This window comes from Nostoc sp. C110, from assembly GCF_043099725.1.
Lineage (GTDB): Bacteria > Cyanobacteriota > Cyanobacteriia > Cyanobacteriales > Nostocaceae > Nostoc > Nostoc muscorum_A.
On record NZ_CP171148.1, the window covers coordinates 3068716 to 3083198 of the forward strand.

Consider the following 14483-nt stretch of genomic DNA (forward strand, 5'->3'; position numbering starts at 1 on the left):
CCCAAATGTCTCACTTTAGCACCCTGCGTACCAAGATCACCGATGCCGAAATCCTCAAAGCTTCTTTGCGCGACCTCGGTATCAGCGTAAAGACTGAAGCTGATGTCCGTGGTTATAACGGTCAGCGCGTCCGTTCTGACATCGTTGCTATGTTAGATGGCGAATATGACCTCGGCTGGTCTCGCAACAGCGATGGTTCTTTTGACCTAATCGCTGATCTGTGGGGCGTTGCTAAGAAGCACAACCAAACCGAGTTGATCAACTCAATCAACCAAAAGTATGCCGTTAACAAAACTTTGGCTGAAGTAAAACAGCGCGGTTTGCAAAACGCCAATGTGAAGTTGGTATTGCAATAACAATTTCTCTGCGCGTTCCCAAAGCTGCACGGGTTAACCATATAAATAGCGGTTAGCCCGCTTTTTTATCGGGACTGAGATGTATTTCTCAGTCCCGATTTTTTTGGTAATCACAAAATGTAGGGTAGATAATTATGATAAATGAAGCAGATATTCGAGACTTTTTAACACAGAATTTAGATATTGTAGAACCTAATTTGAAATTTATTAAGAAGGAGTTTAGCCTTGAAAATAGTCTTGGTGCAGGTGGTCGTATAGACATTTTGGCAAAAGATAAATTTGGATTTTTTGTCATTATTGAAATTAAAAAAAATGACAAAACTGCTAGGCAGGCTCTACATGAACTTCAAAAATACATGGCTTTATTTAAAACGAATTATGGTCTGGCTACTCACAAGTGTAGATGTATTCTACTTTCTACTGATTGGCATGAATTACTTGTGCCATTTTCGGAATTTTCAAGGGTTGTTGATTATCAAATAGATGGCTATCAACTCATCGTTAATGAAGAAGGGATACCTATAGGTAAAAAATCTGTACAGTTGGAACTTTACTTTAAAGAAGAAGAATTATATGAACTTCAGATGATGCACAAACATGGCATAGAGTACTCCCTGTTTGAAATAACTATAGAGCAAAACACTCAGCCTTTTATTAAACGTCTTGAGCTAGAAGAAGATGACACTATAAGTTTATTACCCATAACAGATGAAGTAGGATTAATAAGCTTAAGAGATTTCTTTATACACAATCGTGGCTATATTGAAGAGCTTTGTTACATTGGAGGTTCATGTTTTCACTTCGTAAGCTGAATAAGTCTTGGTGCTGACCGAACTGCACTATTGTTCAAGCCGAGGCAATTGTAATTGGTAGCACAACCGTGGCTTTTGGTCAAAATGAAGGCGATGTCTACGACGGGCTACGCCTACGCACCGCGATTTATCTGAGTGATTGGGTTCTTTTCAACCTTCAGCCATCTTAACCAACAGCGAACTCGGTAAATTGTCGTTTAAAGGGGGAATGAAAAGCCAAAACGATGTCTTTTTTGGGTATACCTCGACTAATAAGTTCATTGGCGATACCTCCTTCAGTACCATCGTGTTGAATCCAAATTTTTTCGTTTTTAATATCTAAATGCAAAACACAGCCATATACACGGCGCTTATTTGACCACCCCGCATGAACAACTTGGTAGCGATCGCGTTCTCTATCAAAAATAACTTCTGCTTCGACTTCTTCGTTGCTGGCTTTGATTTCACTGTAAGCTAGCAGCAGTTCTTGAATAAGTTGACGGTACTGTTCTACTTTTGCCATTTTACAATCGCCTCCTCTTCTGGGTCGAAAACAATCAGTTGAACTTGGTAACGTTGGATTAATAAGCCTGGTAGTTCTAAGGTAAAAAAAGAACGATAGGTGTCTAAGGGAACTGCTAAATATAGAAGTCTCTCAGGTTGTTCTTCTTCAAGTGCTAATTTATATTTAAGATACTGTCCTAAAGCAGTACTAAATTCAGTTGTAGTAGATGGAGCAACAAAGCTTTTAACTTCAACCGCAATTTTTTCTTGATTTCGTTCAGCTGCTAAAACTTTCTCTGCACCAAGGTCGATATACATATCCAAACCACCAAAACGCAGGAAAAGCGGGTCATTAGTGATGAGCCAACCCTCTTTTTCTAAAGCACGTTTTACTGCATCATGGAATATGTCTTTCGCCGCCATAGATTCCTAAAATTTTGATTTCGGTACTATAAAACTAGCTTACTCCCTACCAAACCTGACTTAAATCCAAAACAAACCCAGGTAGTAAAGTTTCACCGTCAAGGGTTTTAGGGTTATCTAATACCTCAACCGCAATATTAAGACAATAAATAAAAACTCGGTGTTGTTTTCTATCAATTAACCAACCAAGTTGTGTGCCATTATCAATATATTCTTGCATCTTGTCTTGCAAAATTCGCAAGTTATCAGTTTCAGAACGCAATTCAATCACAAACTCAGGACAAATCGGTGCAAATTTTTTTCGCAATTCTGCTGGTATCGCCTCCCAGCGATCGCGTTTTATCCACGCCGCATCTGGAGAACGCACCGCACCATTGGGCAAAGTAAACCCACCACTGGAACCAAACCCTACACCTGTACCGTCTTGCTTTGTCCACACCCACAACTGCCCAACTAAGTTAAAGTTGCGTTCATCAGTTTCGGAACCAGTAGGGGGCATAATCACTAATTCTCCAGCAGCATTGCGTTCGATGCGAAAATCACGGTTTAGCTGACAAAACTCATAAAACTGATCTTCGGTTAGTGCGATCGCAGGTTGCAATTGCAAGACCATTGGTATAATTTCTGTGGCTATAGGTAAGTTAATGGTCATAATTCATATTTTGGGGCTTCACCTGTCTTTAGGATATATCTTGGCAAAATTTAAGGGGTAGTTATGTAACCACCCCTTTATTGCCCTAATAATTTAGAATTTACTTGCAGATCCCTTAATGGGAAGTTAATTTACTCAGAAATGTTAATCGAACTTTCAACTTGAGAGTTAGCCAATGTTGGCGCAGAGAAAATCCGGGAGTACAGATTTGATGGTTGTTGATGAGCAACGACTGGTAGAACTTGACGAGCATGAGCAGCTAATTCTATTGCCTTCACATCATAAGTCTGCGTTGCTAATTTCGGATAAAAACCAATTCCGATGATTGGCAGCAGTAAACAAGCGGTAATAAATATTTCGCGGGGTTTGATATCAGATATTACAGCATCCAAGTGTAACTCTTCACTTTGCTCACCGTAGAACACTTGACGCAGCATCGATAGTAAATAAATTGGTGTCAAAATCACGCCAACGGCTGACAGTAGCACGACTACAATTTTGAAGCTGGAACTGTAAACATCACTTGTGGCGATACCCAGAAACACCATCAACTCACCCACAAAGCCACTCATTCCGGGTAAGGCGAGAGAAGCCATTGAACCAATGGTAAACAAAGCAAAGGTTTTGGGCATAACCTTGGCCATACCACCCATTTTATCCATCATCAAGGTGTGGGTGCGATCGTAAGTCACGCCAGAGAGGAAGAACAAGCTAGCAGCAATCAAGCCGTGGGAAACCATCTGTAATACTGCACCACTTATACCCAGTTCTGTGTAGGAGGCAATCCCAATTAGCACAAACCCCATGTGGGCAATTGAAGAGTAAGCCAAGCGGCGTTTGAGATTAGTTTGGGCAAAGGCACAGCAAGCACCGTAGACAATGTTAACCACACCCAAAATCGCTAACACTGGGGCAAAAGTTACATGGGCATTGGGTAACATTTCCACATTGAAGCGGATGAGGGCATAACCACCCATTTTTAACAACACACCAGCCAAAATCATCGAACCGGGTGCAGATGCTTCACCGTGGGCATCAGGTAGCCAAGTGTGTAAAGGGAAAATTGGTAATTTTACACCGAAGGCAATTAAGAAACCTGCATAAACCAACAATTCTAAGGTTTTGGGGTATTCTTTCATTCCCAGAGTCGCCATGTCGAAGGTGACATTATCTCCAGAGAATGCCATTGCAAAACCAGCAATCAAGATAAATATTGATGCGGCGGCGGTGTAAAGAATGAATTTGGTTGCGGCATAACGACGGTTTTGTCCTCCCCAAATGGAAATCAGCAGGTAAACCGGCACTAACTCGATTTCCCACATTAGGAAGAACAGCAGCAAATCTTGGGCGACGAATACGCCAAGCTGGGCACTGTACATCGCTAGCATCAAACCATAAAATAATCGCGGCTTGGTGGTAACTTTCCAAGCCGCGAATATTGCGAGGGTATTTATTAAGCCTGTTAGAAGCAGTAAGGGCATCGATAAACCATCAACCCCTACAGCCCAATGCAAACCTAACTGCGGTATCCAAGGATAGTTTTCTACAAGTTGGAGTGTTGAACTCTGAAAGTTATATTTATACCAAAAAGCATAAATCATCAGTGCAAAGTCAGCGATCGCAACTCCCAGACCATACCAACGCACAGTTCTACCTTCTTTGTCTGGGATTAGGGGGATGGCTAAGGTAGCCACCAAGGGTAAGAGGATTATGGCTGTTAGCCAGGGAAATTCAATAGCATTCATCACTTCTGACAATCAATTTGGCTTCTTGCTTTTGATTTGATTATATTAAGGAATCTATACTTTTGTAAATATTCTTTAACTCTAGAATATTAAATTTTTGGCATAGACAGGAATATATACTCATCGAATTTCAAATTATCAGGATAAATAAGAATAAATACTTATCTGATTTTGCCGATTCCATTCTAGATGTAAAGTTTTGCAACGTCAACTAAAGCCACCGTTACAATACGGTTACATTTTCTAGTTAAGTTTAATTGTCGATTGACATAAAATATCGACGCAGCTACAGTGCCAAGTTGCAAAACCTGGGATTATAGCTGCGTCAATATGTTGATAAGTAGAATTGTATAAACTATGTTACGTGGAAAAAGAGTAGCCCTAAGCAGTTGCAGATTGGTTTTCGAGGGGAAAATCTGGCTTTTAAATATAATTGCAACAATTTCGAGCAATTGTCATTCTAGATAAACCTTTAGAATGCGTTCACCATTTCGACAATTTTGTAAAGATACCCGATAGAGTTGATTTGTCCATGAGTTTTAGGGATTCCCAACTGGCTAGTTTTTTTATGGTTCTTCCAGCGTCGGCTTTATTGTATGTTTGGAAAAGTTACAGTTTAGCTGAGATAGCGTACTAAATAACCATAATTTTGCTTAATGATTAGGACTTACGCACACTCTACAAATTATTCTCTTCTCTGCGAGAAATTCAGCTTTTTGGCAATTTTTGCGTAAGTCCTAAATCTTAAATTGCTGAGTCCGTTATGAATACTGAGTTTTTAATGCAATAATCCCAATTAATACAGCAAGACCTAACGCTCTACGAAAATAATTGACTCCTTGAAATAATTCCAGCCACGCCCAAGTAAACAAAGAGCCATTTGCTACTACGTCTAAAACTGTATTGATTTTACCACTTGTAAAAATTAGAGCGAGTAAACTGGTTACTATCCAAACAATCAGTGGTAGGTTTGGCATCTGAGCTAAAACAATTTTGCCATCGCTATCACGAAAGGTTTTATCAATTAATGTATTTTCCATTATTTAAAACTGCTACCTAGTTACAAATGATTAACTTACAGAAACTATCGGAAGGTCTATTGAGAATAGGATTACATTGAGTTGTAAATTCCTTAATGTTATTAAATCATGTGGGGAAATATTTTTCCAAGCATCTAACTGCTGAGATTCTGACTATGCTAATAGACATAATCACATAACAATATATCTGTCGCAAGAATGAATGTAATTTGGAACAGTGAAGATTAGGAATGCTCACATCATGATTATTTGGAAGTAGGAGATGCCGCAGGCAAGGGTGACGATTAAACAGATTACTGAGTCGTTGAATTAGCGTGGTTACTAGCTTATTGCTAGCGATCGCAAAATAAGATTAGTCGAAGATTTCGATCTCAGATAAAAACACAGAAATTGCAAAGTAGGAGCAATGCATTAATCGCCCCTACTTGTCTAGTTAATTGACATGATCGCTGAATTTATGCTAGCTATTACAGCACGGCTTTTTTAGGGCTTAAGATCGCGGCGATTTCCGTCCAGAATGATACAGTACAGTATTTAAGTTTTATGCTATCGCTCAACAAATAACATTCCGTGAAAGCTAGAAGTGATAGATTGCACGATCAGTTGGGCAATATTTAAGTAAGTGGTGTGACTATCCTTTAAGGTATTAGTAATTATTTATGGCTTTCCCAATCAAAGAACGTCGTTGGCTATATATTGGTCTGAGTATTTTGAGCTTGTGTTTGGCAGTTACTATTACTCCTGTTAAAGCATCTGTGCAAGTATCAGCAAAATCTACTCTGAATACCCCAGCATCTACTAACCAGATAGAACAGGGACGAAACCTCTACCGTTCAGGACACTTTGCAGAAGCCATAATGATTTGGCAAACGGCAGCACAAGGCTACCATACTCAAGGCGATCGCCTTAACGAAGCTCTAAGCTTAAGTTACCTTTCACTGGCACAACAGGAACTTAACCAATGGAAAGCAGCCGAAGAGTCTATTGAGCAAAGCTTAAAACTCTTACAAACCTCTATTCCCTCTGCTGATGCGATTCTCTGGGCACAGGCACTCAATACCAAAGCAAATTTGCAATTGCACAATGGCAAAGCCGAAACTGCTCTCGAAAGTTGGCAACAAGCTCAAAAATATTATGATCTAGCAGGCGATAAAATGGGCAGCTTGGGTAGTCAAATTAACCAGGCACAAGCTTTACAAAGTTTGGGATTTTATCGCCGTTCTAAACAGCAGTTGGAGGAGCTAAATCAAAAGCTAGGAGCAATGCCAGATTCGGAAATTAAAGTTAGTGGGCTAAGATCGCTTGGTTTAGCTCTGTTGATGATTGGCGACTCTGGCAAGAGCCAACAGGTGTTAGAGCAAAGTTTAGCGATCGCTCGTAAAATTGAAACTACACCTCAGTTGAGTTCCATCCTACTAAGCTTAGGAAAAACCGCCGCAGACTTAAAAGATCCAAAGGCGGCATTGGATTACTTTGAACAAGCAGAACAGGTAGCGACAAATCCAGGCGATCGCTTACAGGCACGTTTAGGGCATTTCAAACTTTTCCTCGACTATGACAAGCCTGAATTGGCTACCCCACTCGCGCCTCAATTACTCAAACAACTCACAGAGCTGCCCCCCAGTCATACCTCTCTTTACGCAGCTATTAATTTTGTTGCCTCACTGAATCGGCAGCCAAATTCTAGCCAAATCATACCGATGAAAGACCTGGCGCAACTCATGGCAGTCACAGTCAAGTCTGCACAGCAGATCCAGGATGCTCAAGCAGAAGCTTATGCACTGCATCAGTGGGGAAAACTCTATCGTCGTACACAGCAGTTATCACAAGCGCAAGAGTTAACTCAGAAATCCCTCAACATTGCACGTCAACTCCAAGCTGAGGATATCATTGCTCAATCTGCTTGGCAGGTGGGACAGTTGTATAAAGAACAGGGCGATCGCTCAGAAGCAATTACTGCTTATACTGAAGCGGTCAAAGCTTTAAAGTCAATTAGGGGAGATTTAGTTTCAGTCAACCCCGATGTTCAGTTCTCCTTTCGTGAAAGTGTGGAGCCTGTTTACCGAGAACTTGTAGGTTTACTCCTAGATCAGCAACCCAGTCAAGCAGAACTAATGGAAGCTCGTGACTTGATTGAGGCACTCCAAGTTGCAGAACTCGATAACTTTTTCCGGGAAGCTTGCTTAGATATATCTCAGCAGATTGACCAAATTGATCCCAATGCAACCGTTGTTTATCCGATTATCTTGCCAGATCGCCTAGCGGTAATCCTTTCCAAAACCGGACAACCGTTGCGTTACTATGTCACACAAAAATCTCAAGCCGACATCGAACAAACTCTAGAAAAATTATTAGTTGCCCTAAATCCTGTCTCCAACTCCAAAGAGCGCGATCGCTTGTCCCAAGAAATTTATAGTTGGTTAATTCGTCCTGCCGAAATGGATCAAGCTTTTAAAGATACCCAAACACTAGTATTTGTTTTGGATGGTCGATTACGTAATATTCCCATATCGGCTTTGTATGACGGGAAGCAATATCTGATCGAAAAGTATGCTGTTGCCCTCTCACCGGGAATGCAATTGATGAGTGCGCGATCGCTCCAAGCAAATCACATTAATGCGATCGTCGGTGGTATCAGCCAACCTCGTAATGGCTTCAGTGCTTTGCCTGCTGTAGAATTAGAAGTTAAGCAAATCTCGAAGGCAGTCCGGTCTTCGATGTTGCTCAACCAGCAATTCACTAGTCAAGCCCTTGCCAGTCGCGTCAAATCTAGTAGCGCCGATATTGTCCATCTGGCAACCCACGGACAGTTTAGCTCCCGCCTTGAAGATACCTTCCTACTGACTTGGGATGGAGAAGTCAACGTTAAGGAATTGTCAGAACTTCTCAAAAATCGGGGTGGTGAATCATCAAAAGCAATTGAGTTGTTAGTACTGAGTGCCTGCGATACAGCAGCAGGTGACGATCGCGCCGTTCTTGGACTAGCAGGATTGGCTGTAAAATCTGGTGCCCGCTCAACCATTGCCACTCTCTGGCCCGTCAAAGATAAAGCAGCCGAGATGCTGATGACGCGCTTCTATGAGCAATTGCGACAGCCCAAAATTACCAAAGCCGAAGCACTGCGACAAGCCCAAATCAATTTAATCCGTCAAACTGATTTCCGCGATCCTTTCTTTTGGTCTGCCTTTGTTTTGGTTGGTAACTGGCTGTAAAGAAGGTAGCAGGAAAAAGATTTAGTGAGGGATTTAAACCGCAAGCTTCGCTCTAATTTCTGTATCTCTTTTTTACTAAGTAAAGTTACTTAGTAAAATTACTTAGTAATTTGTACAAACTTTTACGGTATAAAAGTCAGGTTTCGTTTATATTTTTAGTAGGTATTGAAGCCTTTGACTCTCAGCCAAAAAGATTTATCCAGCTTTTTCCCACAATCAGAATCAATGTATTTAGTATTAATTTTCTCAAATGAGGTGCTACATCATGAAACGTCGATATTTAGCTAGTACATTAAGCGTAATCGCTCTATTCACCAGTACTACATTGAATAGTGCCAATGCTGTTACATTTACCCCACCAATCAACAATGGCGCTCCCAACCAAGCAACCGGAGGAGCTTCCCGTGGTAATTTCTTTATCCCTGCTTCTAGCAAAAGCGCTCCCAGCCAAGCAACTGGAGGAGCTTCCCGTGGTAGTCTTTTTACACCCAGTGCCGGCAAAAGCGCTCCTAGACAAGCAACTGGAGGAGCTTCTAGAGGTAATCTGTTTACACCCAGTGTCGGCAAAAGCGCTCCCAGACAAGCAACTGGAGGAGCTTCCAGAGGCGACCTCTTTACACCTAACGCTGGTAAAGGCACTCCCAGGCAAGCAACCGGAGGAGCTTCTAGAGGCGAACTCTTTACACCTAGCGCAGAGAAAAACGCTCCTCAACAGGCAAGTGGAGGAGCTTCTCGGGTCGGTACTTACTACTTAAATCCTTCAACTGTAGGTGCAGCAGGTCCAGCAGCCCTAATTGCACTCCTACCCCAAAGCTTCTATGGCACAACAGTGTCTGAACGTCCCACAATTCTGGTATATATTCCTGCTTCTAATGCAGAAGAAGCTGTGTTCAGCCTCAAGGATGAAGCTGGCAATACACAGTATCAAATGACCATTCCTGTTGCTCTCAAAGCTGGGGTAGTTGCTGTCAAATTACCAGCAGAAGCACCCGCTTTAGCAGTTGGAAAAAACTACCATTGGTTTCTAGCTGTCAAACTTGATGGACAGCTCGGCCCAAATACGCCTTATGTCGATGGTTGGATTCAGCGCATCAAGCCTAATGCTGAACTGACAACAGCAATGGAGCAAAAAGATGCTCTGAAGCGAGCGGCGGCTTTTGGTAAACATGGCGTTTGGTATGACTGCGTAGAAACACTTGCAGCCCTACATAGCACTCAACCGAGCAATGTAACTCTTAACAAGCAATGGGAAGAACTACTCTCCTCAGTTAGCTTGAAGGAGATTGTCACAGCTCCTTTATTAGTATCTACGAAGTAATTTTAGGCATGGGGCATCGGGCAAAACAGTTCCGTTAGCGATAGCGGGGCGTTTAGCCCGTGCTGTTAGCGGATAGCTAAGGTTTAGCCCGTGAGGAGTGAAGAGTTAGGAGTTACGAATTCTCCCCCTGCTCCCCTGCTCCCTGCTCCCTGCCCCCTCCCCCTACTCACTACTCCCTAATCCCCAGTCCCCATGTGGCGTAGATTCCAAAACTTTATCCAACATACTCGTAGTGTTCTGATTATTACTCCCACTGTTGCCCTGACTGTCATTGTCGGGCAATCGTTGGGATTTTTCAATTTGCCTGAATGGAAAATTCGTGATGAATGGGTTCGTCAGCGATGCCAACGGCCGGCTACGCCAACGCACGAGACGATAGCGGATGAGATTGTGGTTGTCACAATCGATGAACGCGATATTCAATCGGTGCGTAAATGGCCAATTCCAGATTGGGCATTAGCAAAATTACTAGAAAAAATTCGGGCGCAGCAACCCAGAGCCATCGGACTGGATCTCTATCGAGATTTACCAGAGGGAAGCGGACATGAAGAACTTGTAAAAATCTTTCGTAGCACTCCTAATTTAATCGGTGTTGAGAAAATCACCGGGGAGCGCGTCAATCCAGCACCAGAGTTGAAAAAACTTAATCAAGTAGGGTTAGCAGATTTAGTGTTGGATGGCGATCGCTTTGTCCGTCGCGCCCTCCTGACGGCAGTTGATGCCAAAGAGCAAAACACGCTTAAAGCTGGGCTAGCAACTCTTGTAGCACTCAAGTACCTAGAAGCTGACAAAATTACCTTAGAAAGCATTGACCCCAAGCAGCAAAAGTTTCAGTTGGGTAAAGCAATTTACCTACCACTAGACAATCAAGAAGCAGGCTACTCTGATGCTGATTTAGGCGGCTATCAAATTCTGCTCAATTGGCATGGTTCAGAAGCGGCATTTCGGACAGTTGCCATGCGCGATGTCTTAGCAGGGAGAATTCCAGCCAACCTAATGCGCGATCGTATGGTGTTTATTGGATCAGCCGCCGCTAGTACCAATGACTTCTTCAACACACCCTTCAGTTCCTCCTGGGTCTCTGCCCAAAAAACCATGCCTGGGGTTGTTGTCCATGCCAATATTGCCCATCAACTGGTGCAAGGGGCAAAAACAGGGAAGACAAACCTGTACGGCTTTTCTGGTGGGGCTGTGTCGCTCTGGATTATTTTTTGGTCTGCGATCGGCTCTAGTGGTAGTTGGTTCTTATCCAGTCACAGGATGCGGATTCCTGGTGGCAAAATTCTCTGGGCAACTATAGGCATCTGTGGACTGTTTGTGGGGGGTGGCTATGGGATGTTTTTACATGGCATTCTGATTCCAGTCACACCTGCTTTAGCCGCATTCATCAGCAGTGTAATTGCAACAACAAATGCCTATAAACAGAGGCGGTTAGAAGAAGCAAATCAGCAACTAGAAATTGCCAATGCTCAACTATTAGATTATTCCAAAACTCTGGAGTTCAAAGTTGAAGAGCGAACTCATGAACTGCTTGAGGCCAAGCAAGCTGCTGATGCTGCTAACGAAGCAAAGAGCGAGTTTTTGGCAAATATGAGCCACGAACTACGCACACCGCTTAATGGCATCCTTGGTTTTGCTCAGGTGCTAGAAGTATCGCCAAACATGACAGAGAAAAATCTGGAAGGTGTCAGCATTATCTATCAATGTGGGACACACCTGCTGATGCTAATCAATGATATTCTCGACCTTTCAAAAATTGAAGCTCGTAAATTAGAATTGGTTACGACTAATGTACATCTGCACACTTTTTTACATGGTGTCACCGAGATTTGCAGTATCCGAGCAAAGCAGAAAGGGATTTCATTTAATATTTTAATCAGCGATCGCCTACCAGTTGCCATTGAAGTGGATGAAAAGCGACTAAGGCAAGTTTTGATCAACTTACTAGGTAATGCTATCAAATTCACAGACACCGGTAGCGTCACCTTTAAAGTAGATGTCATGAGTCATTCGTCATTGGTCATTGATCAAGAGTTGAAACCAATGACAAATGACAATGGACAAATGACACATCAGAAGATTCGCTTCCAGATTGAAGATACAGGTATTGGGATGTCACCAGACCAATTAGAGAAAATCTTTTTGGCTTTTGAGCAAGTAGGTGAAGCAGGGCGGAAATCTGAAGGTACTGGCTTGGGATTAGCAATCAGTCAAAGAATTGCAGCATTGATGGGCAGCCAAATTCAAGTACAGAGTCATCTGGGTGAAGGTAGTCTCTTTTGGCTAGATTTAATCGTACCAGTACCAGTTTCCCATGACTGGCAAATAGAAGCGATATCTACGACGAGCGTAGCAGCAGCTCTAACCCATCAAAAAATCACTGGGATTAGGGGTACTGCACCTCAAATTCTCATTGTCGATGATGATACTAACCACTGTTCTATGTTGATCAGTTTGCTCCAAGAAATTGGCTGTCGAACCTTGGAAGCAAGTGATGGCAAATATGCACTACAGATGGTAACTGAACATCACCCAGATGTGATTCTCCTTGATTTAGCTATGCCTAACATGGATGGCTTTGAGCTAATGGTTCATTTACAAGAAAATCCACAAACTCGTTTTATTCCAATTATTGTCTCTAGTGCCAGTGTCTTCGAGGAAAATCGGCAACGAAGTTTTCAGGCAGGGGCCACAGCATTCTTGCCGAAACCTCTGCAAATTGATGAACTATTTAATGCACTGAAATCGCTGCTAAAAGTGGAGTGGATTTACGATCAATCCATACCTCAAAAGTCATTTTACCAGTCTGAGCAGAAAGCTGATGCTGAATTGGTTCTGCCATCACCAGATGTTTTGCAACAACTTTATCATCTGGCAATGATGGGAGATATTCCAGCAATTGAGGAAATCATAAAAGAGTTAACTAAGCAAGATAGTCAGCTAACTCCTTTCGTACATGAGTTGAGCAAATTTACTGCCAACTTCCAAACCGGAAAAATCCGTAAATTCCTTAAATCTTTTGTAACCACTGAGTCACGTCAATGATGATCGAATCTCTCTTAAAACCAATGCATATCCTTTTGGTAGATGACAATCCCAACAATCTTAAAGTGCTATCAGAAGCGATTCAGGGATGTGGTTGGAAAACACTCATGGCAACCGATGGAGAATCCGCCATCGAACAAACAGAATACTCTGCTCCCGATCTCATTCTCCTAGATGTCATGATGCCGGGTATTGATGGATTTGAAACTTGCCGCAGGTTGAAAGCCAATTCCATCACTCAGAATATTCCGATCATTTTTATGACTGCCTTGGCCGATGCCACAGACAAAGTGAAAGGACTAGAAATTGGTGCAGTTGATTATATTACCAAACCCTTCCAGCAAGAAGAAGTCATTGCTCGATTAAAATTACATTTGAAAATTTCCTATCTTACCCGTACCCTCGAACAAAGAGTGCAAGAACGCACCGCAGAATTAACCCAATCTCTCCAACAGTTACAAAACACCCAACTACAACTAATCCAGAGTGAGAAAATGTCCACCCTTGGACAACTTATTGCAGGGATAGGTCATGAGATTAATAATCCGATTGGTTTTATTAGTGGAAATTGCTCCCATATTGAGGAATATGTCAAGGATCTCCTGCGTTTGGTGAATCTCCAACAGCAAAAGCTACCACATCCAGACCCAGAAATTGAAGAACTTGTTGAAGAAATTGACTTAGAATATCTAGTTGAAGATTTACCAAAAATTCTGGGATCAATGGAGCAGGGAATTGGTCGTCTCAAGGATATCAGCCTTTCTCTAAGAACCTTTGCTCGATCTGATATCTCATCTATGGTGGAGTTTCAAATTCACGAGGGAATTGATAGTACCTTAATGCTATTAAAACATCGACTCAAAGATCAAGGAGAACGCTCTGTAATCGAGGTTGTTAAACAATATGGTGAGTTACCTCCAATCACTTGCTATCCCGGACAACTGAATCAGGTATTTATGAATATTATCGCCAATGCCATTGATGCATTTGATGACCTCTATCAAAACCGCTCAGTTGAGGAAATAGCTGCTGCTAGCCCTCATACCATCACGATCGCTACATCAATCCAGCATGAGCAACAAACCGTGACAATTTGCATCGAAGATAACGCTCTTGGTATGCCTCCTGAAGTGCAAGCGAGAGTTTTTGAGCCATCTTTTACAACTAAGCCCGTGGGAAAAGGAACTGGGCTAGGATTAGCTATTAGCTACCAAATTATTATCGATAAACATAATGGACAAATCAACTGCTCGTCAACCTCTGGTCAGGGAACGAAGTTCATTATTACTCTAGCAACTTCAGTAGACCGAAAGAAAATTTCTGCGATCGCTTTAGGCTAGTGTTCCAAGTACCATCTTGACTTTAATACTGAAGAACATTGGTAAAAAGGCAAAGAC

General features: G+C 42.2%; 11 protein-coding genes. 6 read left to right on the forward strand and 5 right to left on the reverse strand.

The features are described 5' to 3' along the window. Window positions 1-5 precede the first annotated feature (5 nt). Window positions 6-356, forward strand: a complete 351-nt coding sequence (locus tag ACFFRD_RS18800; RefSeq protein ID WP_012407317.1) for a DUF1257 domain-containing protein — start codon at window positions 6-8, stop codon at window positions 354-356. A 134-nt stretch (window positions 357-490) separates the two neighbouring features. Beyond that, window positions 491-1168, forward strand: a complete 678-nt coding sequence (locus ACFFRD_RS18805; protein ID WP_392482697.1) for an endonuclease NucS domain-containing protein — start codon at window positions 491-493, stop codon at window positions 1166-1168. Window positions 1169-1334: 166 nt separating this feature from the next. Here ACFFRD_RS18805 and ACFFRD_RS18810 read toward each other — a convergent pair whose 3' ends face one another. The 5 genes from ACFFRD_RS18810 to ACFFRD_RS18830 form a co-directional block, all read right to left on the reverse strand. After that, on the reverse strand, window positions 1335-1670 hold the full coding sequence (locus ACFFRD_RS18810) for a XisI protein (RefSeq protein WP_190913376.1): 336 nt from the start codon (window positions 1668-1670) through the stop codon (window positions 1335-1337). Beyond that, window positions 1658-2074, reverse strand: a complete 417-nt coding sequence (locus ACFFRD_RS18815) for a XisH family protein (RefSeq protein ID WP_392482698.1) — start codon at window positions 2072-2074, stop codon at window positions 1658-1660. Before ACFFRD_RS18815 ends, ACFFRD_RS18810 begins: the two co-directional genes overlap by 13 nt. Window positions 2075-2120: 46 nt before the next feature. Next, window positions 2121-2726 carry a Uma2 family endonuclease gene (locus ACFFRD_RS18820; protein WP_392482699.1) on the reverse strand — a complete coding sequence of 202 codons (606 nt, stop codon included), beginning with the start codon at window positions 2724-2726 and terminating at the stop codon, window positions 2121-2123. A gap of 131 nt (window positions 2727-2857) precedes the next feature. Next, window positions 2858-4471 carry an NAD(P)H-quinone oxidoreductase subunit 4 gene (locus tag ACFFRD_RS18825; RefSeq protein WP_392482700.1) on the reverse strand — a complete coding sequence of 538 codons (1614 nt, stop codon included), beginning with the start codon at window positions 4469-4471 and terminating at the stop codon, window positions 2858-2860. 761 nt (window positions 4472-5232) lie between these two features. Next, window positions 5233-5511, reverse strand: coding sequence for a hypothetical protein (locus ACFFRD_RS18830; protein ID WP_392482701.1), 279 nt, complete (start codon window positions 5509-5511; stop codon window positions 5233-5235). A gap of 659 nt (window positions 5512-6170) precedes the next feature. Between ACFFRD_RS18830 and ACFFRD_RS18835 the strand changes: the two genes are divergently transcribed. The 4 genes from ACFFRD_RS18835 (at window position 6171) to ACFFRD_RS18850 (ending at window position 14426) form a co-directional block, all read left to right on the forward strand. Continuing rightward, window positions 6171-8723, forward strand: a complete 2553-nt coding sequence (locus ACFFRD_RS18835) for a CHAT domain-containing protein (protein WP_392482702.1) — start codon at window positions 6171-6173, stop codon at window positions 8721-8723. Window positions 8724-8988: 265 nt separating this feature from the next. Next, on the forward strand, window positions 8989-10041 hold the full coding sequence (locus ACFFRD_RS18840) for a DUF928 domain-containing protein (protein WP_114086005.1): 1053 nt from the start codon (window positions 8989-8991) through the stop codon (window positions 10039-10041). Between the two features lie 192 nt (window positions 10042-10233). Next, window positions 10234-13086: a CHASE2 domain-containing protein gene (locus ACFFRD_RS18845; protein WP_392482703.1), complete on the forward strand. Its 2853-nt coding sequence runs from the start codon at window positions 10234-10236 to the stop codon at window positions 13084-13086. Beyond that, on the forward strand, window positions 13083-14426 hold the full coding sequence (locus ACFFRD_RS18850) for a response regulator (protein WP_392482704.1): 1344 nt from the start codon (window positions 13083-13085) through the stop codon (window positions 14424-14426). Before ACFFRD_RS18845 ends, ACFFRD_RS18850 begins: the two co-directional genes overlap by 4 nt. Window positions 14427-14483 lie beyond the last annotated feature (57 nt).

Excerpts from the sequence above, each read along its gene's own strand:
- ACFFRD_RS18835 (WP_392482702.1), top strand. The coding sequence starts at position 6,171 with ATGGCTTTCCCAATCAAAGAACGTCGTTGGCTATATATTGGTCTGAGT.
- ACFFRD_RS18825 (WP_392482700.1), bottom strand. The coding sequence starts at position 4,471 with ATGAATGCTATTGAATTTCCCTGGCTAACAGCCATAATCCTCTTACCC.
- ACFFRD_RS18830 (WP_392482701.1), bottom strand. The coding sequence starts at position 5,511 with ATGGAAAATACATTAATTGATAAAACCTTTCGTGATAGCGATGGCAAA.
- ACFFRD_RS18800 (WP_012407317.1), top strand. The coding sequence starts at position 6 with ATGTCTCACTTTAGCACCCTGCGTACCAAGATCACCGATGCCGAAATC.
- ACFFRD_RS18845 (WP_392482703.1), top strand. The coding sequence starts at position 10,234 with ATGTGGCGTAGATTCCAAAACTTTATCCAACATACTCGTAGTGTTCTG.
- ACFFRD_RS18840 (WP_114086005.1), top strand. The coding sequence starts at position 8,989 with ATGAAACGTCGATATTTAGCTAGTACATTAAGCGTAATCGCTCTATTC.
- ACFFRD_RS18810 (WP_190913376.1), bottom strand. The coding sequence starts at position 1,670 with ATGGCAAAAGTAGAACAGTACCGTCAACTTATTCAAGAACTGCTGCTA.
- ACFFRD_RS18850 (WP_392482704.1), top strand. The coding sequence starts at position 13,083 with ATGATGATCGAATCTCTCTTAAAACCAATGCATATCCTTTTGGTAGAT.
- ACFFRD_RS18820 (WP_392482699.1), bottom strand. The coding sequence starts at position 2,726 with ATGACCATTAACTTACCTATAGCCACAGAAATTATACCAATGGTCTTG.
- ACFFRD_RS18815 (WP_392482698.1), bottom strand. The coding sequence starts at position 2,074 with ATGGCGGCGAAAGACATATTCCATGATGCAGTAAAACGTGCTTTAGAA.
- ACFFRD_RS18805 (WP_392482697.1), top strand. The coding sequence starts at position 491 with ATGATAAATGAAGCAGATATTCGAGACTTTTTAACACAGAATTTAGAT.